The 24,436-nt window shown below is 38.5% G+C and carries 31 protein-coding genes; 25 read left to right on the forward strand and 6 right to left on the reverse strand.

Annotation, left to right across the window (positions count from 1 at the left end; all coding sequences use genetic code 11):
• The first annotated feature begins 104 nt into the window (after positions 1–104).
• Together ctaG and AA980_RS02080 are read left to right on the forward strand one after the other, a co-directional pair.
• Positions 105–1,013 carry a cytochrome c oxidase assembly factor CtaG gene (gene ctaG / locus AA980_RS02075; protein WP_024029157.1) on the forward strand — a complete coding sequence of 303 codons (909 nt, stop codon included), beginning with the start codon at positions 105–107 and terminating at the stop codon, positions 1,011–1,013.
• 108 nt (positions 1,014–1,121) lie between these two features.
• Positions 1,122–1,586 (forward strand): DUF420 domain-containing protein, encoded by a 465-nt coding sequence (locus AA980_RS02080; RefSeq protein ID WP_024029158.1) that lies wholly within the window; start codon positions 1,122–1,124, stop codon positions 1,584–1,586.
• 40 nt (positions 1,587–1,626) lie between these two features.
• Here the strand turns inward: AA980_RS02080 and AA980_RS02085 are convergent, their stop codons facing one another.
• The gene (locus tag AA980_RS02085; RefSeq protein WP_024029159.1) at positions 1,627–1,986 is read right to left on the reverse strand and encodes a YugN family protein; all 360 of its coding nucleotides are present in this window, start codon (positions 1,984–1,986) and stop codon (positions 1,627–1,629) included.
• A gap of 187 nt (positions 1,987–2,173) precedes the next feature.
• Between AA980_RS02085 and AA980_RS02090 the strand changes: the two genes are divergently transcribed.
• Together AA980_RS02090 and AA980_RS02095 are read left to right on the forward strand one after the other, a co-directional pair.
• Positions 2,174–2,608 (forward strand): CBS domain-containing protein, encoded by a 435-nt coding sequence (locus AA980_RS02090; protein ID WP_024029160.1) that lies wholly within the window; start codon positions 2,174–2,176, stop codon positions 2,606–2,608.
• Between the two features lie 362 nt (positions 2,609–2,970).
• A complete protein-coding gene (locus AA980_RS02095; protein WP_162837335.1) occupies positions 2,971–3,921 on the forward strand; it encodes a CAP domain-containing protein in 951 nt (316 codons plus the stop codon).
• A 17-nt stretch (positions 3,922–3,938) separates the two neighbouring features.
• On the opposite strand, the gene AA980_RS02100 is transcribed toward AA980_RS02095, so the two are convergent.
• A complete protein-coding gene (locus AA980_RS02100; RefSeq protein WP_024029162.1) occupies positions 3,939–4,298 on the reverse strand; it encodes a hypothetical protein in 360 nt (119 codons plus the stop codon).
• Between the two features lie 20 nt (positions 4,299–4,318).
• Entirely contained in the window at positions 4,319–4,801 is a 483-nt protein-coding gene (locus AA980_RS02105; protein WP_024029163.1) for a PaaI family thioesterase, read from the reverse strand.
• Positions 4,802–4,950: 149 nt separating this feature from the next.
• Here AA980_RS02105 and AA980_RS02110 point away from each other — a divergent pair, with 149 nt between their 5' ends.
• The 7 genes from AA980_RS02110 to coaD all read left to right on the forward strand — a co-directional run bounded on the left by AA980_RS02110 (position 4,951) and on the right by coaD (position 8,694).
• Entirely contained in the window at positions 4,951–5,367 is a 417-nt protein-coding gene (locus AA980_RS02110; protein ID WP_024029164.1) for a YlbD family protein, read from the forward strand.
• Positions 5,368–5,386: 19 nt separating this feature from the next.
• Positions 5,387–5,626 (forward strand): YlbE-like family protein, encoded by a 240-nt coding sequence (locus AA980_RS02115; RefSeq protein WP_024029165.1) that lies wholly within the window; start codon positions 5,387–5,389, stop codon positions 5,624–5,626.
• 294 nt (positions 5,627–5,920) lie between these two features.
• The gene (locus AA980_RS02120) at positions 5,921–6,367 is read left to right on the forward strand and encodes a hypothetical protein (protein ID WP_024029166.1); all 447 of its coding nucleotides are present in this window, start codon (positions 5,921–5,923) and stop codon (positions 6,365–6,367) included.
• Between the two features lie 59 nt (positions 6,368–6,426).
• Positions 6,427–6,870: a YlbF family regulator gene (locus tag AA980_RS02125; RefSeq protein WP_024029167.1), complete on the forward strand. Its 444-nt coding sequence runs from the start codon at positions 6,427–6,429 to the stop codon at positions 6,868–6,870.
• Positions 6,871–6,972: 102 nt separating this feature from the next.
• On the forward strand, positions 6,973–7,248 hold the full coding sequence (locus AA980_RS02130) for a YlbG family protein (RefSeq protein ID WP_024029168.1): 276 nt from the start codon (positions 6,973–6,975) through the stop codon (positions 7,246–7,248).
• 387 nt (positions 7,249–7,635) lie between these two features.
• Entirely contained in the window at positions 7,636–8,196 is a 561-nt protein-coding gene (gene rsmD, locus AA980_RS02135) for a 16S rRNA (guanine(966)-N(2))-methyltransferase RsmD (RefSeq protein ID WP_034724340.1), read from the forward strand.
• A 12-nt stretch (positions 8,197–8,208) separates the two neighbouring features.
• Positions 8,209–8,694, forward strand: coding sequence for a pantetheine-phosphate adenylyltransferase (gene coaD, locus AA980_RS02140; protein ID WP_024029170.1), 486 nt, complete (start codon positions 8,209–8,211; stop codon positions 8,692–8,694).
• Positions 8,695–8,723: 29 nt separating this feature from the next.
• Here the strand turns inward: coaD and ylbJ are convergent, their stop codons facing one another.
• Positions 8,724–9,938: a sporulation integral membrane protein YlbJ gene (gene ylbJ / locus AA980_RS02145; RefSeq protein WP_024029171.1), complete on the reverse strand. Its 1,215-nt coding sequence runs from the start codon at positions 9,936–9,938 to the stop codon at positions 8,724–8,726.
• 246 nt (positions 9,939–10,184) lie between these two features.
• Here ylbJ and AA980_RS02150 point away from each other — a divergent pair, with 246 nt between their 5' ends.
• Both AA980_RS02150 and AA980_RS02155 read left to right on the forward strand, forming a co-directional pair.
• Positions 10,185–10,964: a patatin-like phospholipase family protein gene (locus AA980_RS02150; RefSeq protein ID WP_024029172.1), complete on the forward strand. Its 780-nt coding sequence runs from the start codon at positions 10,185–10,187 to the stop codon at positions 10,962–10,964.
• A 7-nt stretch (positions 10,965–10,971) separates the two neighbouring features.
• On the forward strand, positions 10,972–11,991 hold the full coding sequence (locus tag AA980_RS02155; RefSeq protein ID WP_024029173.1) for a SepM family pheromone-processing serine protease: 1,020 nt from the start codon (positions 10,972–10,974) through the stop codon (positions 11,989–11,991).
• Between the two features lie 21 nt (positions 11,992–12,012).
• Here AA980_RS02155 and AA980_RS02160 read toward each other — a convergent pair whose 3' ends face one another.
• The gene (locus AA980_RS02160) at positions 12,013–13,236 is read right to left on the reverse strand and encodes a nucleotidyltransferase (RefSeq protein WP_024029174.1); all 1,224 of its coding nucleotides are present in this window, start codon (positions 13,234–13,236) and stop codon (positions 12,013–12,015) included.
• 236 nt (positions 13,237–13,472) lie between these two features.
• Here AA980_RS02160 and AA980_RS02165 point away from each other — a divergent pair, with 236 nt between their 5' ends.
• The 4 genes from AA980_RS02165 (at position 13,473) to AA980_RS02180 (ending at position 15,852) form a co-directional block, all read left to right on the forward strand.
• Entirely contained in the window at positions 13,473–13,994 is a 522-nt protein-coding gene (locus AA980_RS02165) for a YceD family protein (RefSeq protein ID WP_024029175.1), read from the forward strand.
• A gap of 90 nt (positions 13,995–14,084) precedes the next feature.
• Positions 14,085–14,258 (forward strand): 50S ribosomal protein L32, encoded by a 174-nt coding sequence (gene rpmF / locus AA980_RS02170; protein WP_024029176.1) that lies wholly within the window; start codon positions 14,085–14,087, stop codon positions 14,256–14,258.
• 112 nt (positions 14,259–14,370) lie between these two features.
• Positions 14,371–15,135 (forward strand): enoyl-CoA hydratase/isomerase family protein, encoded by a 765-nt coding sequence (locus tag AA980_RS02175; protein WP_034724343.1) that lies wholly within the window; start codon positions 14,371–14,373, stop codon positions 15,133–15,135.
• Between the two features lie 87 nt (positions 15,136–15,222).
• On the forward strand, positions 15,223–15,852 hold the full coding sequence (locus AA980_RS02180) for an RsfA family transcriptional regulator (protein ID WP_024029178.1): 630 nt from the start codon (positions 15,223–15,225) through the stop codon (positions 15,850–15,852).
• A gap of 46 nt (positions 15,853–15,898) precedes the next feature.
• Here AA980_RS02180 and AA980_RS02185 read toward each other — a convergent pair whose 3' ends face one another.
• Positions 15,899–16,372 (reverse strand): N-acetyltransferase, encoded by a 474-nt coding sequence (locus AA980_RS02185; RefSeq protein ID WP_024029179.1) that lies wholly within the window; start codon positions 16,370–16,372, stop codon positions 15,899–15,901.
• Between the two features lie 232 nt (positions 16,373–16,604).
• On the opposite strand from AA980_RS02185, the gene AA980_RS02190 reads away from it, so the two are divergent.
• The 8 genes from AA980_RS02190 to rsmH all read left to right on the forward strand — a co-directional run bounded on the left by AA980_RS02190 (position 16,605) and on the right by rsmH (position 24,424).
• Positions 16,605–17,942: an acetyl-CoA carboxylase biotin carboxylase subunit gene (locus tag AA980_RS02190; RefSeq protein WP_024029180.1), complete on the forward strand. Its 1,338-nt coding sequence runs from the start codon at positions 16,605–16,607 to the stop codon at positions 17,940–17,942.
• Between the two features lie 14 nt (positions 17,943–17,956).
• The gene (locus AA980_RS02195; protein ID WP_024029181.1) at positions 17,957–18,169 is read left to right on the forward strand and encodes a biotin/lipoyl-containing protein; all 213 of its coding nucleotides are present in this window, start codon (positions 17,957–17,959) and stop codon (positions 18,167–18,169) included.
• A 22-nt stretch (positions 18,170–18,191) separates the two neighbouring features.
• Complete coding sequence (locus AA980_RS02200; protein ID WP_024029182.1) at positions 18,192–19,733, forward strand: acyl-CoA carboxylase subunit beta; 1,542 nt, start codon at positions 18,192–18,194, stop codon at positions 19,731–19,733.
• 115 nt (positions 19,734–19,848) lie between these two features.
• The gene (locus tag AA980_RS02205; RefSeq protein ID WP_024029183.1) at positions 19,849–20,751 is read left to right on the forward strand and encodes a 2-dehydropantoate 2-reductase; all 903 of its coding nucleotides are present in this window, start codon (positions 19,849–19,851) and stop codon (positions 20,749–20,751) included.
• The gene (locus AA980_RS02210) at positions 20,748–21,143 is read left to right on the forward strand and encodes a DUF3397 domain-containing protein (protein ID WP_024029184.1); all 396 of its coding nucleotides are present in this window, start codon (positions 20,748–20,750) and stop codon (positions 21,141–21,143) included. Before AA980_RS02205 ends, AA980_RS02210 begins: the two co-directional genes overlap by 4 nt.
• Positions 21,144–21,223: 80 nt before the next feature.
• A complete protein-coding gene (bshC, locus tag AA980_RS02215; protein WP_024029185.1) occupies positions 21,224–22,858 on the forward strand; it encodes a bacillithiol biosynthesis cysteine-adding enzyme BshC in 1,635 nt (544 codons plus the stop codon).
• A 134-nt stretch (positions 22,859–22,992) separates the two neighbouring features.
• On the forward strand, positions 22,993–23,424 hold the full coding sequence (gene mraZ, locus AA980_RS02220) for a division/cell wall cluster transcriptional repressor MraZ (RefSeq protein ID WP_024029186.1): 432 nt from the start codon (positions 22,993–22,995) through the stop codon (positions 23,422–23,424).
• 64 nt (positions 23,425–23,488) lie between these two features.
• Complete coding sequence (gene rsmH, locus AA980_RS02225) at positions 23,489–24,424, forward strand: 16S rRNA (cytosine(1402)-N(4))-methyltransferase RsmH (protein WP_024029187.1); 936 nt, start codon at positions 23,489–23,491, stop codon at positions 24,422–24,424.
• Positions 24,425–24,436: the final 12 nt, after the last annotated feature.

A 24,436-nucleotide genomic window follows, 5' to 3' on the forward strand; every position in this document is an offset into this window, starting at 1 on the left:
GATTTTCTTTTTTAAGAAGGTAAATACCATATCTTTTGCTTACTGTTTCTTTGATGGGAAAAATAAAGACAGGATTCTTTTACTATATTTCGAGGTGATATTTGGTGCTTACATTAAATATTTTTGGTTTTAAAGCCCTTTGGAGCCCGTACTTTTTATTATTTATACTAGCAGTAATAGCTGGATATTTTCTCATTACCATTAAATTAAGAACAAAATTTCAGGGAAGTGAGCCGTTAACTGTAAAACAAGCATCTTTGTTTTTAACTTCGATGGTTATTCTTTATGCTGTTAAAGGCTCTCCGCTGGATTTAATGGGTCATTTAATGTTTTGGGTCCATGGGATAACCATGGTTGTTCTAGTATTATTGCTGCCACCATTGTTCATTGGCGGAATTCCGGCATGGCTTTGGAGAAGCATATTAGAAATTAAAGTTGTTAAATCTATATTCAAATTATTTACAAAACCTGTTATTGCTGTTCTTATATTTAATGGTTTGTTTTCTTTCTACCATATACCGCTAATTTTTGACCATGTCATGCAGAATCGCTTTTACCATGGAGGCTATTCGGTCCTTTTATTTGTGGCAGCAATTTGTATGTGGTGGTCATTAATCAGTCCGCTGCCGGAATATAAGCCATTAAGCGGGATTAAAAAAGTAGCATATTTATTTTCAAACAGTATGTTAATCACACCTGCTTGTGCACTGATTATTTTTTCGGATTCTTCCTTATATGCAACCTATCATGACCCGGAAGTTTGGGGCAAGGTTATGAGCTTATGTGTTGGACCTTCGACATTTTCAGGTTTGAACCTTAGTGGTCCGGAATTGTTTAGCTCTATGTCCGTGGTTGACGACCAACGACTTGGCGGTGTCGTGATGAAGATTATTCAGGAAATTATTTATGCTGTTGTTTTGGCACAAGTATTTTTTGAATGGTATCGTAAAGATCAAGAAGAATCAGAGAGCGATATGAATAAACAAATTTTAAATCCAACCCTTGTTGAATAAACTCCCATTCATTTGGGAGCTTTTTTTGTTGTCGGACAAGTTTTATTTGAATTGGATACGGAACTGCACTAAAATGAGGATAGAACTTATAAAAGAGAGGAATTATAAATGGATTCTTTACCGATTTTACCAACAATCAGTACCTCATTCATTGTTTTAAGTGCTATTACGGTAGCTATTGGCTGGTGGCAAATAAAACAACGAAAAATTGAAGCCCACAAAAAGACGATGTTTTTTGCAGCTGTTTTTGCACTTATCTTTTTTATTATTTATGCATCAAGGACTATTTTTATCGGGAATACCTCCTTTGGTGGTCCGGATGATATCAAAATCTATTACACCATCTTTTTAGTTTTTCATATTACGTTAGCTACGATTGGAGCGGTATTCGGGATTGTTTCGTTACTGACAGGATATAAAAATAAACTGTCTATCCACCGCAAGCTTGGCCCTATAACGAGTTTCATTTGGTTCTTTACAGCAATTACAGGGGTTGCTGTTTACCTATTGTTATATGTGTTCTACAAAGGCGGAGAGACCACGTCGATGATAAAGGCGATTCTTGGACTATAATTGAAAAAGGCGCATGAATATTCATGCGTCTTTTCTTTGTTTATTGAGCAAATTTGCTAACTTCTTCTTTCACTGTCTCAAGAATCTTTTTGCATGAATTCACAAGAGAAGGCGGGAAGTTTTCACCTTCACCATATTCGACGCCATGTGGATAATAATGCTTTCCAAGTAATGGTGTCATTAATTGAATCGTTGCCTTGAAAGTATCAACGTCCCCTTCAACCGCATAGCCTTGAACCCGAAGGTAAAATACACCTTCTTTTAATTCAAACTTGCGATCATATGTAACACGTTCGTAGTCCCATTGACCTGCACGTACTAAACCGTGATTATCCATTACCTCATCTAATCGGTTTAAATCTGCTTTTAACTTTTCGATACCCGTATTCTCGAATTTCATCAAAAATCCCTCCTAAAACGATTACCATTACCCCTATGTTACCCATTTTCGGTATTACAGCAAGTATAATTCATTTTAATAATAGTTGAAAATGTTACAACTTGCAATGGATACATACAGCGAATAAAACAATCTTGCTTGGAAAACCTATTATTTGATAATGCAATATGTAAAAAGGGGCGATACTATGGGAAAAATTCGTGATATTATGACCGATGAGATTGAGTGCTGTACATTATTAGATAATATGTTTGAAGTCGCACTTAAAATGAAGGAATTAAATGTAGGAGCCATACCAATTGTAGATCAAGATAAACTAGTTGGGATGATAACAGACCGGGATATTGTAATAAGAGGTGTTGCAGAAAAACACCCAGGTTCATCAAAAGTAGAAGCAATCATGAGTAGTGACCTGATAACTGTTACTCCCGATACATCCAGTAAAGAAGCGGCAAAGTTAATGGCAGAGCATCAAATCCGGAGATTACCTGTTGTTGAAGACGGGAAATTAATTGGAATTGTTTCACTTGGTGATTTTGCCATTAATGAATTAACCGATGACCAGGCAAAGGATGCACTTTCGGAAATATCCGAACAAAATTATAATGGTGTTCAACATTGAAAAAATAATTTCAAAAATTTGCAGTTTATAATTAGACAGGTACAAACTGTACCTGTTTTATTTTGGTTGTTAGGAAAAACATCCTAATAGGCATAAGTGCAGCTCCGTCTAAAGGAACAGCCTAACAGATTGGCAATCGACGAGTTTTCTTGCTAATGACTATTACTAATCAGGATATAGATGATATAATTAATGAATAATCAATAATATGATTGAAAAAGTAATAGAGAGGGTGAAGACCCCTGCGAACTCTAAGTCGAATTTTGATACTTTCAGTAATTTTTTTAACAATTGGTTTTTATGTTAACATAAATGAAAAAAGTGAAAATAATGTATTAATCAAGGAAGATCATACTTCAGAAATGAATCCAACCTTACCTGTGACCGACAATAAGACAAACAAGAAAACTGTTTCTGAAAAACCAAAAGAAGGATTAGCATTATTAATCGGAGAAGACGTCAATGCCTTAGAAAAACAACTCGGAGCACCTGCACGTGTTGATGAATCTATGTATGGTTATCAATGGTATATTTATAATCAGGACTACAGCCGCTATGTACAGGTTGGTGTTGAAAATAATCAGGTTGTGACGATTTATGCTATTGGAGAAAGCTTAGATGTTGCTCCATTTGAGATCGGACAGCCGGTGGAGGAAATTTTCAATACCCAATATATTGATACAAATATTAATCTTGAACTAAACGGTAATTCCTATCGTTTTGAACTGAATGATAACGATTTAAATCTTCGGCCAATGGTTCAATTAGGTGATATTTATGTCCAGCTCTATATCGATAAGTTTACGGGGAACCTTTCGAGTGTGCGTTTTTTGAATGCACAAACGCTGATTAAGCAAAGGCCATATGAGCTTGTTTACAGCGGTGAATTAATCGAGCCTCTTGCTCCAAGTGAGGATACGTGGAAGATCATTGAATATGGTACGGCACAAGAGATATTTGATATTACCAATGTTTTACGAATGAGGCATAAGCTAAAGCCGCTGATATGGGACGAGATTACGGCTGAAGTCGCATTTGGACATAGCAAGGATATGTATGAAAACAATGATTTTTCTCATACCTCCAAGAAATTTGGCGATCTCGCTACTCGACTAAAGACAGCGCAAGTTGAATTCGAGGCTGCTGGTGAAAATATTGCAGCCAAATATACAGATGGGCCTGCAGTGGTGGAAGGCTGGCTAAATAGTAAAGCTCACCGGGAATCATTATTAAATAAGGATTATTCGCATCTTGGAGTAGGGGTATATCAAAAGTTTTATACACAAAACTTTATTCAAAAGAATGAGCCATAAAAAAGGTGACAATCCTGTCACCTTTTTTCAATCTCATAATGACTAAAAAAAAATTTATTTCCTACCCAGCAACCATAAACAATAATTACTTCCCCGACAGTAAAAGACTCAATTTTAATATCTTTTAAAATTGGTGTTTTCTTTTGGGCGATGACTATTTTTGTGTCTGTTTGGAGGTTAAGCGTTTGTACAAATATGTAACGATGGTAATAAAAGCGTTGCTTCTCCTCAACAATACTTTTAATTTCCCCGGTTAAAACCGCTTCTTCCTTCACATTACTTAGAGCAAGCCATTTCTCATCCTGTTCTTTCATTTCTTTTCTAGTCAACCAAAAAAAGTATAAACAAATGATTGGGATAACAATGGCGGTAACCATTATTGATCAAACCCCTCAATTTATTTTTTTATGATAAAAAAAGTCGCTGTTGCATAGGCGATTTTTTTCCCATCACTACGAAAAGCTTCCCCTGATATAACAAATGTTTTACTACCTTTATGAATGATTTCAGCTCGACAGCGGAGTGATTCGCCAATTCCCGGTGCGATGTAATGGATATTTAGTTGATTCGTTACAGCCCCAAAGCCCTCTGGAAGCAGGAAATTTACTAAGCTTCCCATCGTAGTATCCAGAACCGTCGCAGTAATGCCGCCATGCACAATATTTAGGTTATTATTAATAATCGGATTAATTGGAATTGTTATTTCACAGGATTCTTTGTCCATCGTTCTTTCCATCTGGAGGATTCCATCAATAAAAGTGGTCCGGTTGCGATTAATTTTTTTTTGGACTGCTTCTAAAAGGCACGAGAGGACATCTAAATCTGTCTCTGACCCATTTTCGATACATGATTCTAATAATTGACGTAATTCGTCTTTCATTCCCTATACCTCTTTCATTTCTTTTTCTTTTGCTATCTTACCATTCAATTAGATAATTATAAATATTTTCACATCAATTTGAGTTTTCACCTTTCTTCATTTCCTACATATTGTATTATTGGCGATGAATATGGGCAGAGGTGAGAAATATGACGCAAAAAAAATTGCACCCATCCGTGCTAAAATTCAAAGAATTTGTAAAGAATAATCCGAAGGTCATCTTAGAGGTTCGGAAAGGGAAGGCGACCTGGCAAGAATTATATGAAGATTGGTATCTATTAGGTGAAGAAGATAAACGCTGGGAATCAATTGGAACAGAAACAGGAACAGAAACTGAATCAGAACCTGAAACCAAGACCGAGGGCAAGGGCGATTGGATGTCCAATATCATGGGAATGGTCAAGAAAATGGATCCAAATCAAATGCAAAATCATATTAATAATTTAAGTCAGGCGTTAGGAGCCATTCAGGGGGTTATCGCACAATTTCAAGGGGGGAACCCAACGGCGGGTGCCGTAAAGCCGCCAGAGGGGCCAAAAAATCCTTTTGTATTTAGGAAAGATTAATGGAGGGGAATCGTAAACGATGCGAAGAGAAGTACTAGAGTATATCGGACGACAGAATGACCTAAAGCAATTTGTGCGTGAACAGCCTCACTGGTATCGGAAGCTGTCAAGAAATCCATATGATATACAGTCTCTTGAAGTTGCCTCCTTACATTATTATAAAAAAACAATTCCTGATCGAGTTGAGAAATTCTCAAGCGGCGTCCAAATGGCAAATATGATGTATCAAATGTTTCAGGTAATGAAGACTCAAAATTAACAAAGGCCACATTCACAATAAATGTGGCCTTTTTTTATTTTTGGCTGTGTTAAAGTGCATTGTTAATTTTTAGCACAATGGTGATTGGAGCGGAAGGCGCGAGACTCCTGCGGGAGCAGTGGGACAGGTGAGACCCCGCAGGCGTTTACGCCGAGGAGGCTCACCGCCCACCCCGCGGAAAGCGAAGCCGCCTGGAGCGAAATCAACATTCACTTTTAACACAGCCTTATTTTTTGTAAAAAGACTAAAAAATAAAAAGGAGGCGAACAATACAGGAAAGAAGGAGTGATTGGATTGAATAGGGTAATTCCTAAAGCTCTAATATTACTGTTAATGGGTCTCACGATGGGATGTCAAAAGGATTTGCCAAAGCCTGAAACGAAACCCAAAATCGTGATAATGAAACAGACAAATAGAAAGCAGTACGAGATTTTGCCTGTTTATAATCAAAATACTAATGAAATACCTTCTTTAATCGTGAATCATGAAACAAGGGGAAGTCAAGTAATGATCGAGTGCATCGTTACCGGAATTAGCTTCCGTGAAACAGACCGTTCTAAGGATAAGGTTGGTAAAATGGTTGTTTGGATTGATGGAAAAAGAGCATCTGAAGCCACCGCGGCAGCCTTTATTATTAAAGGACTATCACCAGGAAGTCACAAATTAAAGATAGAAGTGGTTAAATTAAATAATGAACCATACGGATTAACAAAGGAATTTATGGTAAATATCCCTAAATAAAAGGTAATTTTCGCTTTCTCCAAGTATTAATGTTAAAATGACATTGGAGGTGGGCGTACATGCTTGCTACGTTAGAGAGAATTGAACTATTGGAAGATGCCGAGAACTTAGCTAGGATGGTCCTAGAATCCGATATAGCAGAACAATACCAAATTTGTTTATATAAAATGCAACATAACAAGGAAACACAGCGGAAGATAAACCAATTTGTCAAGTTAAAGGAACTTTATGAAGAGGTTCAGCGCTTTGGAAAATATCATCCTGATTATAAACGGGTCATGATGCAAATTCGTGAATATAAACGGGAAATGGATTTAGATCCCCTTGTTGCAGAGTTTAAGTTAGCTGAAAATGATTTGCAAGGCCTCTTAGATGAAATCAGCATGTTGGTTGGCGGCGCAGTCTCCAGCCATATAAAGGTGCCAACAGGCAACCCATTTTTCGATACGAAGTCCAGTCACGGCAGTGGCTGCGGCGGCGGAGGAAGCTGCGGCTGCGGATGAAGAAGCAAAGAAGCGGTGCAGCAAAAAAGTTTGAATTGATAAAGTTTGTTTTAATATGCTAAACTTATGTAAAATGATGGTTATGCTGAAGGGGAAAAAAGTATGTTTGTTCAAAGGCAAGGATTAGTTGTTTGGCTTTATTCATTAAAACAAGCTAAAATGCTAAGGCGCTTCGGAAATGTCCATTACGTGTCAAAAAAGCTGAAATACGTGGTTTTATATTGTAATCAAGAAGATCTAGAGGGAATTATGGAAAAGTTAAATTCCTTTTCATTTGTAAAAAATGTAGAACCCTCCTATAAACCATTCTTAAGAATGGAGTATGAGAATTCAGCACCAGATAAAGCGAAAGAATATGATTATAAAATGGGTATTTAAAAGGTGGGGTGCAATGCCTCACCTTTTTCCTGTTGTGTAAGATAAAAAAAAAACCCTGCAGAATATCTGCAGGGTCCTTCTATATCCTCATAAAGGATAGAAGGCAAAGGGAGAGGAGAAACCGGAGGAAGAACTTATGGGGAAACGTAAGTCTTCTCCGCGGTTGGCAACAACATCCTCGAATTGATGTTGTTAATAACATTATTTCCACAACCAAAAAGCTTATACGTACTTTTCATAAATTTTCCCGCCTACTTGTAATTATTTGTCGGATTATTGATAATGCATCATTCTTATCGATTTTTTACAACTGATTTGTGTACTTTTTGTAAATTATGATAGGATGGATAAAGAAATTGGATTTTAAAAAAATGTGGTGATATTTTTGTGAGAGTGGTATCAGGAATTTGTAAAGGAAGACCCCTTAAGGCGGTACCTGGAAATTCAACCAGGCCTACTACGGATAAAGTTAAGGAAGCATTATTTAATATGATTGGACCTTATTTTGACGGGGGGATTGGCTTAGATTTATTTGCCGGCAGCGGGGGATTAGGTCTGGAGGCATTAAGCCGCGGATTAGAGAAGGTTATTTTTGTTGATCGTGATACAAAGGCTATTCAAGTGATCCATGAAAATATCCAAGCTTGTAGATTTGAAAAACAAACAGAGGTCTATCGTAATGACGCAGACAGAGCTTTGAAGGCGCTAATTAAACGGGAAATGAGCTTTGATTACATATTTTTGGACCCTCCCTATAAATTACAGCAGCTGGTCAGTTTGATGGAGAAAATCGATAACCATGATTTAGTAAAACCTAACGGAATTATTGTTTGTGAGCATAGTTTTGACGTCGAATTACCTAAAATGGCCGGTCGGTTTACGCAAATGAAACACGAAAGGTATGGAGTTATTGCTGTGACGATTTATATGCGAAACAATGGAGAATAAGGGGGAGACATTTTGTCAAGCATTGCTGTTTGTCCAGGGAGTTTTGATCCAATAACCTATGGCCATGTAGATATTATTCGCAGAGGGGCCAAGGTTTTCGATAAGGTATATGTTGTTGTTCTGAATAATTCAGCAAAAAATCCGCTGTTTACGGTTGAGGAAAGAATTAGTTTAATTAAAGAGGTGACTAAGGATATTCCAAATGTAATAGTGGATGAATTTTCAGGCCTGCTAGTCGATTATGCAAAAAGTGTCAAGGCTAATGCCATTCTTCGCGGCTTACGGGCAGTTTCAGACTTTGAGTACGAAATGCAAATTACTTCGATGAACAGGGTACTTAATGAGGACCTTGAAACCTTTTTCATCATGACTAATAACCAGTATTCCTTTTTGAGCTCCAGTATTGTGAAAGAGGTTGCGAAGTACAATGGGAACATATCGACACTCGTCCCACCGATTGTTGAAAAGGAATTACAAAAAAAATTTGAGCAGAAATAAATATAAAAGAGCTAGCAATATCCAATTGCTTAGCTCTTTTTTAATCGATGAAACAAAATAAACACATAGACTAACAAGGAAAAGATGGTAATAAGGGGACCTAACTCTAACATTTTATGGTAGAAATGATTTACCCATGACCCTTCCTCAAAAAAACTAACTGGAATGGCATTGGAGGGCTGCTCATTGCTGCTAAAGCGCAAATATATTGGTTTCCAAAGGATAAGAGCAAACAAGCTGGCAAAAATACCATGCATGATTCTCGCGATAAAAAAGGGCTGAAACCTGATATCTGTTTGTGCAAGGATGCTGGCAACCTGGGCTTGGACACTAAAACCGCTGAAGGCTAAGATGAAACTTGTAATCATTGCCTGTTGCAGAAGCGTCGCAGCTTCTACACGACTTGTCAGGTCGCTCCCTAAGGTAATTTCAAATAATCCCGAAATAAATGGGATGCTTAACATTTCTGGAAACGATAAAAAGGAGAGACCCATTTCAACAGTTTTTCCGAGTGCGGCAGTTATATGTAAGTGATAAAGAAGTTTATTCACCACTGAGAAAAGAATAATGAATCCGCCGACCATTAATAAGGTTTGGATCGATGAATTGACAGCATCCCCTAGAAGTTTACCGATAGGCCGATTGTCTTTTAATCTAGTCTGATGCAGTGCGGAAATAGCGGCTCTAATTTTAGATTTTTTTCTTCTTTCCCTCGTTTCGTCAGGTGATTCATTCCCATAAAAACGCATGATGATGCCAACGCATATATTTCCTAAATAATGGGCTAATCCGAGGAGAAGACCTAATCGGGGATTATGGAAGAACCCAACTGAAACAGCTCCGAAGATAAATAACGGATTTGAAGAATTTGTGAAAGAAACGAGCCTTTCAGCCTCAATTTGTGTTAATTGTCCCTCCTCGCGTAATCTCGCTGTAAATTTGGCGCCGGCAGGGAACCCTGAGGCCATCCCCATTGCCCATACAAAACCGCCCACACCAGGTACTTTAAAAAGCGGTCTCATTAAGGGTTCCAGCAATACGCCAATGAACCTAACAACCCCAAAGCCAATTAACATTTCAGATACAATAAAAAAAGGTAGAAGCGAAGGGAATACGATTTCCCACCACATATCGAGACCGCGGATAGAGGCTTTTAATGACTCTTGCGGGAAAGAAATAAGTGAAACTGCCAAAATAGTGACGGATGTGGATAAAAGAATAGTTTTTAGTTTTGACCGAAACAATGAAGGGACCTCCTTCTAAGGGGGATAGACTAGTTCAAACTGTGCAAATCAAATAGCTGAATGGTAAAATAGGAAATATTCTTTTATGAACTTTGGAAAAACGCTGACTAGTTGCAGCATTTTGGCGCTTACGCTTTTTGTTCTTGTCCCATATAACACAAATATACTCATAGAAGATTATTTTAGACCATAAGATTGAATGAGATTGCAGAGAATCTATGGATGAATAAATTGGAGGTAGCGAATATGGAGCACCCTAGAATAGGTTTAGCACTTGGTTCGGGCGGTGCACGAGGGTTTGCTCATTTAGGAGTCATTATCGCCTTGAAAGATGCGGGAATTCCGATTCATCTAATTGCCGGCAGTAGCATGGGGGCACTTGTTGCCAGTTTTTACGGGGCAGGCATCGACTTGGACCGGCTATATAAAATTTCAACAGCCTTTAAAAGGAAATACTTTTTGGATTTTACCGTTCCAAAAATGGGCTTTATTTCAGGAAAGAAAGTGAAGGAATTTATTAAGGTTTTTACTCATGGAAAAAATATTGAGGACTTATCGATTCCAATTGGCATTGTCGCAACCGATTTATTAACAGGAGAAAAGGTTGTTTTCAAAGAGGGACCTGTCGCTGAAGCTGTAAGAGCAAGCATCTCTATCCCGGGGATATTTGTACCGGAAAAATATAATGGAAGGCTTTTGGTGGACGGCGGTGTTGCTGACCGTGTTCCTATCTCTGTTGCGAAAGAAATGGGTGCAGATATTGTGATTGCCGTAGATGTTTCAATGGTGAAACGTAATGCTGAAATTACCTCGATATATGATGTCATTATGCAGAGTATTGACATTATGCAAACGGAAATAGTCAACAGCAAGGAGACCACAGCCGACGTGATGGTCCGCCCTCCTGTCGATATGTATAGTTCGCGGTCCTTCACAAATATTGAGGAAATTATCAACCTTGGTCAGGAAGAAACTAAAAAATATCTTAAGCAAATAGAAACCGTCATTGAACAGTGGAAGGGGTAAACTAGCAATGCGCAAAAAAATATACTTAGGATCCTTCGTTTTACTTGTCATCATCTTAATAGGCGGGATGTATTATTCATTGCCCTATTATGTATCAAAACCAGGAATGGCGAAGGAGCTTGGGCCGATTATAACGGTGGAAAATGGCTATAAGGATGAAGGAAACTTTATGCTTACAACAGTAAGAATGGGAAGGGCTAATATTTACTCCTATTTAGAAGCAAAGATGGGGAAATATGAAGAACTTTATCCATTGGATATGGTGTTAAATAAAGAAGAAACGGAGGAAGAGTACAATGTAAGACAGCTTCATCTAATGGCCGCTTCGAAGCTGAATGCGATAGAAGTAGCCTACCGGAAAGCTGGAATGCCTATAAACTATAATTATAAAGGGATTTATGTCATGCAGGTGATTTCCGATATGCCTGCATCAGGGAAGCTTCAAGCAGGGGATCGGATTTTCAAAGTGGATGGGCATCAATTCCAGTCCTCAGAAGAATTCATTAACTATGTTGGCAAAAAACAAGCCGGAGATAAGATTGAATTAACTTTTTCTCGAAATAAGACAACAAAAAATGTTACCTTGAGTCTTCAGCAGTTTAAAGAGGACCCTAAAAGGGTTGGAATTGGAATTTCATTAGTAGATGATAAGGACATTGTTGTCGATCCAAAGGTTACGGTTAAGACAGATACAATAGGCGGACCGTCTGCGGGGCTGATGTTTTCATTGGAAATTTATAACCAATTAACGAAAGTTGATTTGACAAGGGGCTATCAAATTGCCGGAACAGGCACGATTGATGTTGACGGCACTGTAGGACCGATTGGCGGGATTGAACAAAAAATAGTCGCAGCTGACAAGGCAGGAGCAGAGTTCTTTTTAGCTCCGAATGAAAAAGGGGCAAAAAATTCTAACTACCGTGCTGCCGTGAAGACCGCCCGTGATATTAAGACAAAAATGAAGATTATTCCAATAGATACTTTCGATGAAGCAGTTCAATACTTAGAAAAGCTCCAAGAGAAGTAAAAAAAGATGGTGCCAGTCGCATCATCTTTTTTTCTCGATAAATATTGGCGGTTGCTTGTATTCCTGCCTGATCATATCACTTTTATACTGATTCGGGATCCCTAGAGAATAAACACGTGCTGCTTTTACATCGAATAAAATTTCTTTTTCCTTAAAGGACGATAGTTTTGAAACGAGGGGAAGGCAGAAATCCTTTTTTCTCATATTCAAGTATGCTTTTCCTATTGTTGTCATTCCTAATAGTCTTAAATAGGAGGCTTTTTCGATATTTCCAGCCATTTCTGCCTTTTTTGTATTTGTCAAAATATGAACGCATAATCTTTGAAGCCTTGTCCATGTGTAACGTTTCGTTTTTATTTTTTGCATAAATTCTTGAAAGTTATTGGATACTAGTGCTGCGGCTAGTAATCTGTGCTCAAGTCCTTCCTCCACTTCGTAAATTTCTCTCAGTTCATCAGGATTGCTATGAATGAGCCGGAATTGAAGGAAGCTCCAATAATTTTCCCATTGGTGAAACACATGATAGTCGTGTAAATATTGTTGTAACAATTGTTTGGTTGGCTCAGGTACATATTGGTCAATTTTCGATTTACCATCTTCATTTGAAAAAATGGCTTTGCGAATACTCGTAGCGCTTGCTATCGTTTCCGAAGAAAAATCTTCATCGTGATAGTCAGCGTTTTTGCGAGCGACCGTCAGTGGTCTGATTGGGCTTTTTTGCTGGTTGATTGCCTTTATGTATTGAAAGCCCAGGATATTATTTGGTTTCGCTAAATCCAAATATCGTTCCGATTCTGGTAATTGCCGAAATGAAAGTGATACGGCTTTAGGGTAACTGACACCTGTATCCATAAAACGTTTAATATGTTGATCAAACCGTGTGTGCTGTTCTTCTAAAAAATCGATTGTTTGATGAAAGGCGGAAAGATCTCCGCTTTCACTTCCAAAGCATAATGATTCGCAGCCAGCTGCATCTAGAATGGATACGGCCCCATTGGCAAAGGTTTCTGCCTTTTGTACAGCAAATCGGTAGGGAAGTTCAAAAACAATATCTACACCATTTAATAGCGCCATCCTCGTGCGATACCATTTGGAAACAAGTGCAGGTTCCCCGCGCTGCAAAAAATTCCCACTCATGACTGCAATCACAACATCGGCATTTGCTGCCTCCTTCGAAGCCTCCAAATGGTAGGCGTGTCCGTTATGAAAGGGATTATATTCGACAATTAAGCCAACAGCTCTCATTCTTTATCTCCTTATGTAAAAATTATTATCATTATAGCAAAATTTTAAAGAAACCAATCAATTTTTATGATAAGATGTTGTAGATGTTTGCAAAAAGTGGTTCTGGATAAACTAGTATAGGATAACGTTTGTTCAAATTGCCTTTTAAAAAATCACCTGACGAGGTGTAAAGAAAAAACATTGACAAAAATTTTAACGAAGGCTATAATTACTTTTGTTGCCTTGGGGTGATTCAATTGAAATGGACATTAAGTCAATTACAAAAATATCGAAACAAGGATTTTTTGATTGATGAAACGATTCGGGTAGATGAGATTATTGAAATCGATCCATCCATTCGGGAAGTCTCAGCGATTCACATTACGGGTCGTGGAGATATTGATTCAACGAAAGTGACATTCCATTTAAAAATCGAAGGTCATTTAATTCTTCCTTGTTCTCGTACTTTAGTGGATGTTAAACATCCAATTAATGTCGAAACAACTGAAACGTTCCTCTTACAAGGATCAGTTTATGAAACTGAAGAGGAAGCGCATCAAGTAAAAGGGGACGTGATTGATGTAATGCCAATCATCCGCGAAATTCTTTTACTTGAGGTTCCGATGCAAGTGTTTTGCGAAGACGTCGATTCTGAAGGGGCTGCACCGCAATCCGGGAAGGATTGGGAAGTTGTTCATGAAGAAGATCAAGTGAAAAAGGTTGATCCGAGACTAGCAGGCCTTGCTAAGTTTTTTGACGAAAACAATTCTTCTTCGTAAATCTAATCGGCAAAAACTAAGAAGCAAAGTGAAGAACCAGTAACCCTGGCCTTCATTCCTTTCTTAATACTCTTTAAGGAGGTGGGAAGAATGGCTGTACCTTTTAGAAGAACTTCTAAAACTGCAAAGAGAAAACGTCGTACTCATTTTAAATTAAACGTACCTGGTATGGTAAGCTGCCCAAACTGTGGTGAAATGAAACTTGCTCACCGCGTATGTAAAGCTTGCGGAACATACAAAGGAAAAGACGTTGTAAACGACTAATTTCTGTTAGGATAGAAAGCACAAGGAGCTCATAATAGCCCTTGTGCTTTTGTCGTTTCCGTACATATTATTGGCATCTAAACTTTGACATTATTTTCGTGTGAAAGGATGAATGAAATTGTCATATACCATTGAAAAACGGGAGAAGGGTTATCTGTTATTTACAATTACACGAAGTGAAAAAAGAAATGCTATTAATTATGAAGTGATGAACGGTTTAGAAGAGGCTATTAATGAGGCTTCTGAAGCTGATAGTAAGGCGCTGATTATTACTGGTGAAGGAGACCGGGCCTTCTGTTCGGGAGGAGATTTATCCGTATTTCATCTCCTTCACACAAAGGAGGAGGCCTACCCTATGCTTTCAAAAATGGCTGACATTCTTTATTCGCTCCTTACTTTACCAATACCGACAATATCGCTCATGAATGGGTCCACAGTTGGGGGCGGTTGTGAACTTGCTGCAGCCTGCGATTTTCGTCTTGCACGAAATGGAATTAAAGCGGGCTTTGTCCAAGGGAAGCAGGCGATAACCACTGGCTGGGGCGGCGGGACAATTCTTGCAGAAAAGCTACCGGCAGCAAACGCCATGAAAATGCTAATGGATGCCGAACTGCATACAGCAGAAGAATTAAAAGCATACGGATTTATCGATGCTCTCTTCGAAAAAGATGCGCTAATGGCATGTGAAGCATATCTTGAAAAAATCCTAGCCAAGGATTTAAGAGTACTGGAGTCTTATAAAAGAATATGGATTAGAAAGTGGGAAGAAACGAAACTGCGTGAAAGAATAGAGGAAGAGGTAAGAAATTGTGCATCGCTATGGGAAAGTGATGCCCATCATGATTATGTTAAAAGTTTTATAATGAAAAAACGGTGAATAAAGATTAAAAAGACAACTCTTGTTTGAGTCTATCTTTTCTAGTAGATGCATATGTATTATAAAAACACTAGGAGGGATGAACTGATGTCACCAACCCGACAAGATGCATGGTCCCAGGACGAAGATTTGCTGCTTGCTGAAGTGGTGCTCCGCTATATCCGCGAAGGCGGTACACAACTGCAAGCTTTTGAGGAAGTAGGCAAACGGCTATCAAGAACCTCGGCGGCCTGTGGATTCCGTTGGAACTCATATGTTAGAAAGCAATATAAATCTGGAATTGAGCTTGCAAAAAAGCAGCGTAAAGAGATGAAGAAGCAAGCAATCCCAGTGGAAGCGGAGCCTATTCACGAAGAGGATCAAGTGGAAACGATATCATCGCCGCCTGGATGTGAGCAGGGCAGTACCATTACTTTCCCCGCAGTTCTTTATTTTTTAGAAGAACTTCAAAAGCGAGCCGAAAACTCATCTAGTTTTGAAGAGGATAGGAAGAAATCTTCGGAAAAAATCAAAGAGTTGGAGAAGAAAGTTTTTTATTTGGCAGCGGAAAATGAAAGACTGGCGAAAAATTTAAAGGCAATCGAAGAGGATTACCGCTCTTTAATCGAAATTATGGAGCGAGCACGGAAGATGGTGGTCCTCCATGATGAGGACAGACAGCAAAAGGTAAAATTCCAAATGGACAAAAACGGTAATCTTGAAAGAGTAGAAAAATAGAAAAAAGCGGATACTTCCTTTGTCCGCTTTTTTCTTTTTTCCGATATTATGAATGCTGTGCTTCGACACCTTCTGGATACCAGACAAGTGGATTTTCTCCACGGTCACGCTCCATGTCATATTCTACATTAGTGAAATTCATCTTTTCCCAAAAATCGCTTGACTTCACTCTTGGATTAGTTTTAATTGGAAGGCCAAAGCTTTTCGCAAACTCAACAAGCTGTTTGCCATACCCCTTACCTTGATAATCTGGTAACACTTCAAGCTTCCATAATTCTAAATAGTTTTGCGGTGGATAGAAATAGCGGTCAAATTTAGCGTTAATTTGATATAAACTCATGCGTGCTACTAGTTTGTCCCCGAAATAAACTCCGTAAAACGGTGATTCACTATCATTATCCACCATATTTGCTTCAAGATCTTCAAGCATAGATAACTCTTGAATTCCATATTCTTTAAATTTTTTAAACTCTTCCAGTGTTTTGAAATTTACTTTTAGTCTTTCCACTTTTACTCCCATAGCCATCCTCCTAAAATAAAAGCTCATGTTTTGTCTATATGCAAATGATTTTGAATTACATGAAGTGCAAAGTTTTTGCATTATTCTAAACGAATTAAGATCATTATATAACAAAAACAAAAAAAATTCTTCCTATAAACTCTGACAGCGTTTTCAAAATTTGCAGGAAATTCGGGGAATGATGTAGAAACATATAAATGGTGGGTCAAAAGGGTATGAAAGGGGAAAAAATGTGCAAAAAATTTTAATTGCCAATCGAGGAGAAATTGCGCTGCGGATTATTAAAACTTGTCAGGAGATGGGAATTGAAACAATTGCAATTTATTCCGAAGCTGATAAGGAAATGCCGTTTGTGAAAGCGGCTTCTAAAGCGGTTTGTGTCGGGGAACCGCCTGTCGATAAATCCTATTTGCAGGCAGAAAAAATTTTAGAAATCGCAAGAAGCGAAAATGCGGATGCCGTCCATCCAGGATATGGATTTTTATCTGAAAATGCCGCATTCGCAAAACAAACGATTGCGGATGGAATTATATTTATCGGACCAAATCCTGAAACCATCGAATTAATGGGTGATAAAATCGTTTCGCGCCAGACAATGGAGCAGGCGGGAGTCCCAGTAGTGCCTGGAAGCGGCTCTGGGTTAAAGACGATTGAAGAAGCTTCGAGTCTTGCAGAATCAATCGGATATCCTGTCATGCTGAAGGCAAGCGGCGGCGGCGGCGGTATTGGAATGGTGCTTTGTGAAAATGAGCAAGCGCTCGTTAAGTCCTATGAATCGACAAAGGCGAGAGCAAAGACCTACTTCGGATCAGATGAAGTTTTTATTGAGAAATATATTGCAGATGCTAGACATGTTGAAGTTCAGGTATTTGGAGACAATCATGGAAATATCGTTCACCTATTTGAGAGGGATTGTTCGATTCAAAGAAGACATCAAAAAGTTGTCGAAGAATCACCATCGCCATTTCTTTCGGACACTGTAAGACAAAAAATGTTCGAAACGGCTGTAAGGGCAGCACGTGCCGTTAATTACACAAATGCAGGAACAATAGAATTCATTGTCGATGAGGAAGAAAATTTTTATTTTTTAGAAATGAATACACGACTGCAGGTGGAGCATCCCGTAACGGAAATGGTTACGAATCTTGATTTAGTCAAATGGCAAATTCTTGTGGCTAGAGGTGAAAAATTACCTTTACTGCAATCAGAGATTGTCTCGTCGGGAAATGCGATTGAGTTTCGTCTTTATGCCGAAGACCCTGTCCGCTTTTTACCATCACCAGGAAAAATCACTATGCTTAACTGGAATCAAAGAGGCGAAGTAAGGATTGATTCGGGATACGAGGAGGGGGGAACGGTAACCCCGTTCTATGACCCGATGATTGCCAAATGTATCGTTCATGCTCAAACACGAAAAGAAGCATTGGCAGCTGCAGAAAGTTTCTTTAAAGGGGTGCAAATTGAAGGAATAAAAACAAATGCACCACTTTTTTTAAAGATACTAGCCAATGAAGACTTCCAAAACGGATTGTATACCACAAGCTTTTTAACAAAAAAATTAGTGAAATAAGAGGAGAGAGAAACATGAAAGAAATCACAGCATCTATGGCAGGAACTGTTTTGAATATATTTACAGCAAACGGTAATCAAGTAAGTGTCGGTCAAGAAGTGTTAATGCTTGAATCAATGAAAATGGAAATTCCAATTGAGAGCACGACAGAAGGCATTGTTCTAGATGTAAAGGTTACGATCGGTGATTTCGTCAATGAAGGTGACGTTCTAATCGTCTTAGAATAGCATTTATTGAGGGGGAGTATTAATGGCAGCTACAAACACATTAAACGAGCAATTAAATGAAAACAGGAAAAAAATTGAGGCTGGCGGTCATCCAAAATATCACGTGAAAGCCAAGGAACAAAAAAAACTCTTTGTTCGTGACCGGCTTGCCTTATTGTTTGATGAAGGTAAATACGAAGAGGACGGTAAGTTTGCCAATTTTACTGCGGGTGACCTGCCGGCGGATGGCGTCGTAACCGCCATTGGTAAAATTAATGGCCAGACAGTCTGTGTCATGGCGAATGATTCGACAATCAAGGCAGGGTCTTGGGGAGCTCGGACAGTTGAAAAGATTATCCGTATTCAGGAAACAGCAGAAAAATTGCAGGTTCCCTTATTCTATTTAGTCGATTCAGCCGGAGCAAGAATCACTGACCAATTAGAGATGTTCCCAAACCGCCGCGGTGCAGGGAAAATATTTCATAACCAAGTAAAGCTTTCAGGGATGATTCCGCAGGTTTGTATTTTATTTGGCCCCTCCGCAGCTGGAGGCGCATACATTCCAGCGTTTTGCGATATCGTCATCATGGTTGACAAAAATGCCTCGATGTACCTTGGCTCACCGAGGATGGCTGAAAAGGTAATCGGTGAAAAGGTTACGTTAGAGGAAATGGGCGGGGCCAGGATGCATTGTTCTGTAAGCGGTTGCGGTGATGTGCTTGCCTTCAGCGAGGAAGAAGCGATTGAGTCAGCAAAACAGTATATTAGCTTTTTTCCCGCCAGCTTTAAAGAAAGAACAAAATTAACGGCTGGCGTGGCAGCGAAAGAAGGACGCGAACTAGAAGCAATCATTCCAGAAAACCAAAACGCTCCATTTGATATGTATGAATGTATCGATAGGCTGGTTGATAGTGCTAGTTTTTATGAAGTGAAAAAATTGTTTGCACCGGAATTAATTACCGGGCTGGCTAGAATCAATGGACGGGCTGTTGGGATTATTGCTAATCAGCCAAAAGTCAAAGGCGGCGTTTTATTCGTTGATTCTGCTGATAAGGCAGCAAAATTCATTCAGCTCTGCGACGCTTTTCACATTCCATTATTATTCCTTGCGGATGTACCTGGCTTTATGATTGGAACAAAGGTTGAGCGTGCCGGAATTATTCGTCATGGGGCAAAATTAATTGCGGCCATGAGCTCGGCAACCGTACCGAAAATATCAGTAGTTGTTAGAAAGGCTTATGGGGCGGGTCTATATGCGATGGCAGGTCCGGCGTTTGAACCTGATTGCTGTATTGCGCTGCCAACTGCACAAATTGCAGTAATGGGCCCTGAAGCGGCTGTTAATGCAGTCTATTCAAATAAGATTAATGAAATTGAAGATCCGAAAGAAAGAATCGCCTTTGTTCAAGCGAAGCAAAAAGAGTATAAAGAACATATCGATATTTATAAGCTAGCATCTGACCTTATTGTTGATGAAATTGTTGCACCAGCTGAATTGAGAGATGTGCTTATTCAGCGCTTTGCTTACTATGAAACGAAAGAATTAACCTTTAGTGTTCGGAAACACCCAGTTTATCCGGTATAGATCAAAAATCCCTTATCGTTTTATGACGATATGGGATTTTTTCATTAATCTCGTTTACAAGAAATCGCTATTATCTGATAAAATAGGAGGAAAGACGACTAAATGAGGGATTAAGGTGAAGGTTGGAATAATTGGCGCCGGGTCAATTGGATTATTATTTGCTGCCTATATTAGCAGAGTATTCGAGGTAACGATTTACACAAGAACAGCGGAGCAGGCCGCTGAGATAAATAGACGTGGAATCATACTGCAAAAAGGATCAGAACAAACGATATCGATCGTTAGCGCCTTACCAATTACAGAGTGGAAGGGAACAGAAGCTTTAACGATTATTGCGGTGAAACAATACCAGCTTCAATCAATAATTGAAAAAATAAATCATTTATCCATCATGCCTGAAAATCTATTATTTCTACAGAATGGGATGGGTCATTTAAAGCTTCTTACAAATATTCAGGCAAAGAATATCTTTGTCGGGTCAGTCGAACATGGAGCATTAAAAGATAATTCCTATCGAGTAAACCATAACGGTGTAGGGAAAACTAACGTTGCCGTTTTCAATGGAGATGGCTTATTGTTGCAGCAATTCTCTACACGTCTTTCAGAGGAATTTCCGATTGAATTCCAAGAAGACTACTACGAGATGCTTGAAAATAAATTAATTGTCAATGCAGTCATTAATCCCTTGACTGCTATCCTCCAGGTGGAAAATGGGGAATTAGTAAACAACCCCTTTTATTTCAACGTATTAAAAAATCTTTTTAGAGAAATCTCTTTCATTTTGAATCTGGAAAAACAGGAAGAGCATCTCCAGCAAATTATTTCTATTTGTAAAAATACAGCTGAAAATCGGTCTTCGATGTTAAAAGATATAGAAGCAAACAGACCGACGGAAATAGACGCTATTTTGGGATTTTTATTGGAAAAAGCTGCCAGGCAGGAAAAGAGAGCTCCTCAACTAGAAACCCTTTATTATTTGATTAAAGGAAAAGAAGCAGAGAGGGGGCGGCTTTCGTGACTGCCATTTTCTCCTCTATATTAACTGTGGTTTTTACTCTGCCGTTTATCGGTTCTATTTTGGTATATTTACTGATAAAGTTAATGACCAAAAACAAACGAAAATCTATCCATAAAGCGTTAGACTATACAACCATTTTATATATCATTGCTGTTCACTTTTTAATTATCACGATATCGGGAAAATCGTTATCATGGTTAATAATATTATTTATGATTTTAATTGCGACGGTGTTTGTTGTCGTTCATTGGAAGGTGAAGCAGGAAATAATTATAATAAAAGTTGCTAAGGGTTTTTGGCGTTTTAATTTTATTATTTTTTTTCTTGCCTACATAACCTTAACCCTTTATGGTTTAATCTATCGCGCCTTAACCTTTACCTTTGTATCTTAAGCATAAATTTTTTTTAAAATGGCGGGTAGTGGTATACTCGTAAAAGAATGAATTTGGATGATCAGAAAGGAAGTACATGAATGGAGATTTTTAATCTCTCTTTACCAGCAACTAATCGGTTTGCTTCGAGTTATTTGGAACAATCTGCTGATATCCAGCCTTTTTTTCATTATCGCTTTAATGATCGAAACGAAGATATGAAAAGAATAGCTGAATTAGCTGGCAGATCATTTCCTCGCATGGAGGTTGCAGCCCATATTGAGGCTTTTATGAAGCGTTTTCCATCTTCAGAAGCTGTTGAGAGGTCTATTGAAAAATTAAAACAAAGTAATAGCGTCGTTGTGATAGGAGGTCAGCAGGCTGGAATCCTAACTGGACCGCTTTACTCGATACATAAAATTATTTCGATAATTAAATTAGCAAAACAAAAAGAAAGTCAGCTTGGGATTCCTGTTATTCCTGTTTTTTGGATAGCAGGAGAAGATCATGATTTCCAAGAAGTGAATCATCTGTTTGTGCCAATTGATCAAAAGACAGACAAATGGACTTATCCGGAAAGAGTTATCCAAAAGAAAATGGTATCGGATATTCATTTAAATAAAGATATCTGTTATTCATGGGTGAAAAACTTAATTGAAAACTTTGGAGAGACGGAACACACAAACGATTTATTAGCATTTGCCGAAGCAGAGCTTGTAAAATCGTCAACCTTCGTCGATTTTTTTGCGAATATAATTATGGAATTGTTTAAGGATTATGGGCTTTTAATCGTTGATTCTGGAAACAGGGAATTCCGCCAGCTTCAAAAGGAATTCTTAATTGCACAAATTGCTCACCATGATTCCATCACATCCTCGTTATTAGAACAGCAAAAGCAAATAGGGGAAAAGGGATTTCCCATTACAATTGAAGCAAACGAGCAAGCTGCAAATCTGTTCTACTATGACGAAAAAAGAAACGAGCGGATTTTACTTGAATATGATCGCGAAATTGATTGTTTTGTGGGTAAAAGTGGTGCTATTTCCTTTTCGAAGGAAGAATTACTGGGGCTGGTCGCTGAAAATCCTGCAAATTTAAGCAATAATGTGGTGACGAGGCCGCTCATGCAAGAATGGCTATTTCCAACCATCGCCTTTATTGCCGGTCCTGGTGAGATTTCATATTGGGCGGAGCTGAAACTTGTTTTTGAACATTTTAAGATTAGTATGCCGCCAATAGTTCCGCGTTTAAATATTACCTTCTTAGACCGTTCTGTTGAAACAGATATCTCGGAGTTACATTTGAATTTAGCGGATGTATTAATCAGAGGGACGGAAAGTGAAAGAGCAAAATTTCTAGAAACAATTAAAGACAAAGAGTTAGAAGAATTATTTTCAAGGACAAAAGATCAGTTAATAAAGCAGTATCAGCTGATTGAAGCCAAAACAGTGGAACTGGATCAAGCGCTGTTGCCATTGTTAAAGAAGAATGAAAATTATCTGCTGAAGGAAATCAGTTTCATGGAAACTAAGCTTGAAGGCGCCGTTAAACTGAAACACGAAACACAATTAAAGAAATATGCTCGGGTCGATCTCGCATTAAGACCAGATGGTTCTCCGCAAGAAAGGGTTTGGAATATTTTTTACTATTTAAATCAATATGGCCTTAACTTTGTTAACGACATAATGGCACTTTCTTTTGAATTTGATGGAAGCCATAAGGTAATTGCCATTTAGAAAAACTTCACTATATAAGTGGAGTTTTTTTTTTTTTTTTTTTAAAAAAAAAGGCCNGGGCGAATAGTTTAAAAATAGGTGGTGGAAAGTGGGGGAATGTGGTACATTTTTAATAGAAAGTGGGGGTAATGGGTATGTTCATGGGTGAATACCATCACAGCATTGATAATAAAGGCAGACTTATCGTGCCCTCCAAATTCCGTGATGAACTTGGCGAGATGTTTATTATTACGCGTGGATTGGATCAATGTTTATTTGGTTACCCAGTTTCAGAGTGGGGGCTTATCGAAGAAAAGTTAAAAGGCCTTCCGCTGACGAAAAAAGATGCCCGAGCTTTTACCAGATTCTTCTTTTCAGGAGCAACAGAGAGTGAACTTGATAAGCAAGGAAGAATTAATATCCCAGCACCACTATTGCAATATGCAAAGTTGGATAAAGAATGTGTCATTTTGGGTGTGTCCAATCGAATTGAAATTTGGAGTAAACAGATTTGGGAAGACTATTTTACACAGTCTGAAGAATCTTTTGCGGAAATTGCAGAAAATATGATTGGCTTTGATATATAATGGGAAAGTTATATTAATATATTTTCTCATTATGATCGTTCGATTGGAAAAGGAAGGTACGTAAATGTTTGAACATACAACTGTGTTATTAAAGGAAGCTGTTGACGGATTAAATATTAAGTCAGATGGTATTTACGTTGATTGTACGTTGGGAGGAGCCGGACATAGTGCTCTCATCCTTTCAAAGCTTGGTACGGACGGAAAATTGTTTGCATTTGATCAGGACGAAACAGCTATAGCCCATGCTAAAGAGAGATTATCCGAATACGGAGATCGTTTAATTATTATTAAAAGTAATTTCTTATATTTGCAAAAAGAACTTGCGAATCGCGGGATTGAAAAAGTAGATGGTGTTCTTTATGACTTAGGCGTGTCCTCACCGCAATTGGATACACCGGAAAGAGGCTTTAGCTACCACCATGATGCCCCTCTCGATATGAGAATGGACAATGAAGCTGAGACTTCGGCTTATGATGTCATTAATCACTGGTCATATGAGGATTTAGTCCGAATCTTTTTTCGCTATGGCGAGGAGAAATTCTCGAAGCAAATTGCCCGAAAAATAGAATCAGCCCGAGAGAAAAAGCCTATTCAAACAACTGCTGAATTAGTTGAAATTATTAAAGATGCAATCCCTGCGCCTGCGAGGAGAAAGGGCGGACATCCCGCCAAACGAATTTTTCAAGCGGTCAGAATTGCAGTCAATGATGAATTAGCTGTGTTTGAACAATCATTAAATCAAGCGATAGAATTGCTAAACCCAGAAGGTCGCATAAGTGTAATCACATTTCACTCGTTAGAGGATCGAATTTGTAAGGCTGCCTTTAAGAAAGCGAGCGAAACCCCTAATTTACTAAAGGGTTTACCAATCATTCCGGATGAATATAAACCCGTTTTAAAGCTAATATCACGAAAACCAATCGTTCCATCGGAAGAAGAATTAGAGGAAAATAATCGTGCTCGGTCAGCTAAATTACGAGTTGCGGAAAAAAACAGATAAAATATCCGGAGG

It is taken from the genome of Neobacillus vireti (genome assembly GCF_001026695.1).
In the GTDB taxonomy this organism is placed as follows: Bacteria; Bacillota; Bacilli; order Bacillales; family Cytobacillaceae; genus Neobacillus; species Neobacillus vireti.

What these genes read in the sequence shown, in the direction of transcription:
- AA980_RS02080 (WP_024029158.1), top strand. Translation starts at nt 1,122, where the DNA reads ATGGATTCTTTACCGATTTTACCAACAATCAGTACCTCATTCATTGTT.
- AA980_RS02085 (WP_024029159.1), bottom strand. Translation starts at nt 1,986, where the DNA reads ATGAAATTCGAGAATACGGGTATCGAAAAGTTAAAAGCAGATTTAAAC.
- AA980_RS02090 (WP_024029160.1), top strand. Translation starts at nt 2,174, where the DNA reads ATGGGAAAAATTCGTGATATTATGACCGATGAGATTGAGTGCTGTACA.
- AA980_RS02095 (WP_162837335.1), top strand. Translation starts at nt 2,971, where the DNA reads ATGAATCCAACCTTACCTGTGACCGACAATAAGACAAACAAGAAAACT.
- AA980_RS02100 (WP_024029162.1), bottom strand. Translation starts at nt 4,298, where the DNA reads ATGGTTACCGCCATTGTTATCCCAATCATTTGTTTATACTTTTTTTGG.
- AA980_RS02105 (WP_024029163.1), bottom strand. Translation starts at nt 4,801, where the DNA reads ATGAAAGACGAATTACGTCAATTATTAGAATCATGTATCGAAAATGGG.
- AA980_RS02110 (WP_024029164.1), top strand. Translation starts at nt 4,951, where the DNA reads ATGACGCAAAAAAAATTGCACCCATCCGTGCTAAAATTCAAAGAATTT.
- AA980_RS02115 (WP_024029165.1), top strand. Translation starts at nt 5,387, where the DNA reads ATGCGAAGAGAAGTACTAGAGTATATCGGACGACAGAATGACCTAAAG.
- AA980_RS02125 (WP_024029167.1), top strand. Translation starts at nt 6,427, where the DNA reads ATGCTTGCTACGTTAGAGAGAATTGAACTATTGGAAGATGCCGAGAAC.
- AA980_RS02130 (WP_024029168.1), top strand. Translation starts at nt 6,973, where the DNA reads ATGTTTGTTCAAAGGCAAGGATTAGTTGTTTGGCTTTATTCATTAAAA.
- AA980_RS02150 (WP_024029172.1), top strand. Translation starts at nt 10,185, where the DNA reads ATGGAGCACCCTAGAATAGGTTTAGCACTTGGTTCGGGCGGTGCACGA.
- AA980_RS02155 (WP_024029173.1), top strand. Translation starts at nt 10,972, where the DNA reads ATGCGCAAAAAAATATACTTAGGATCCTTCGTTTTACTTGTCATCATC.
- AA980_RS02160 (WP_024029174.1), bottom strand. Translation starts at nt 13,236, where the DNA reads ATGAGAGCTGTTGGCTTAATTGTCGAATATAATCCCTTTCATAACGGA.
- rpmF (WP_024029176.1), top strand. Translation starts at nt 14,085, where the DNA reads ATGGCTGTACCTTTTAGAAGAACTTCTAAAACTGCAAAGAGAAAACGT.
- AA980_RS02175 (WP_034724343.1), top strand. Translation starts at nt 14,371, where the DNA reads ATGAAATTGTCATATACCATTGAAAAACGGGAGAAGGGTTATCTGTTA.
- AA980_RS02180 (WP_024029178.1), top strand. Translation starts at nt 15,223, where the DNA reads ATGTCACCAACCCGACAAGATGCATGGTCCCAGGACGAAGATTTGCTG.
- AA980_RS02185 (WP_024029179.1), bottom strand. Translation starts at nt 16,372, where the DNA reads ATGGGAGTAAAAGTGGAAAGACTAAAAGTAAATTTCAAAACACTGGAA.
- AA980_RS02195 (WP_024029181.1), top strand. Translation starts at nt 17,957, where the DNA reads ATGAAAGAAATCACAGCATCTATGGCAGGAACTGTTTTGAATATATTT.
- AA980_RS02200 (WP_024029182.1), top strand. Translation starts at nt 18,192, where the DNA reads ATGGCAGCTACAAACACATTAAACGAGCAATTAAATGAAAACAGGAAA.
- bshC (WP_024029185.1), top strand. Translation starts at nt 21,224, where the DNA reads ATGGAGATTTTTAATCTCTCTTTACCAGCAACTAATCGGTTTGCTTCG.
- mraZ (WP_024029186.1), top strand. Translation starts at nt 22,993, where the DNA reads ATGTTCATGGGTGAATACCATCACAGCATTGATAATAAAGGCAGACTT.
- rsmH (WP_024029187.1), top strand. Translation starts at nt 23,489, where the DNA reads ATGTTTGAACATACAACTGTGTTATTAAAGGAAGCTGTTGACGGATTA.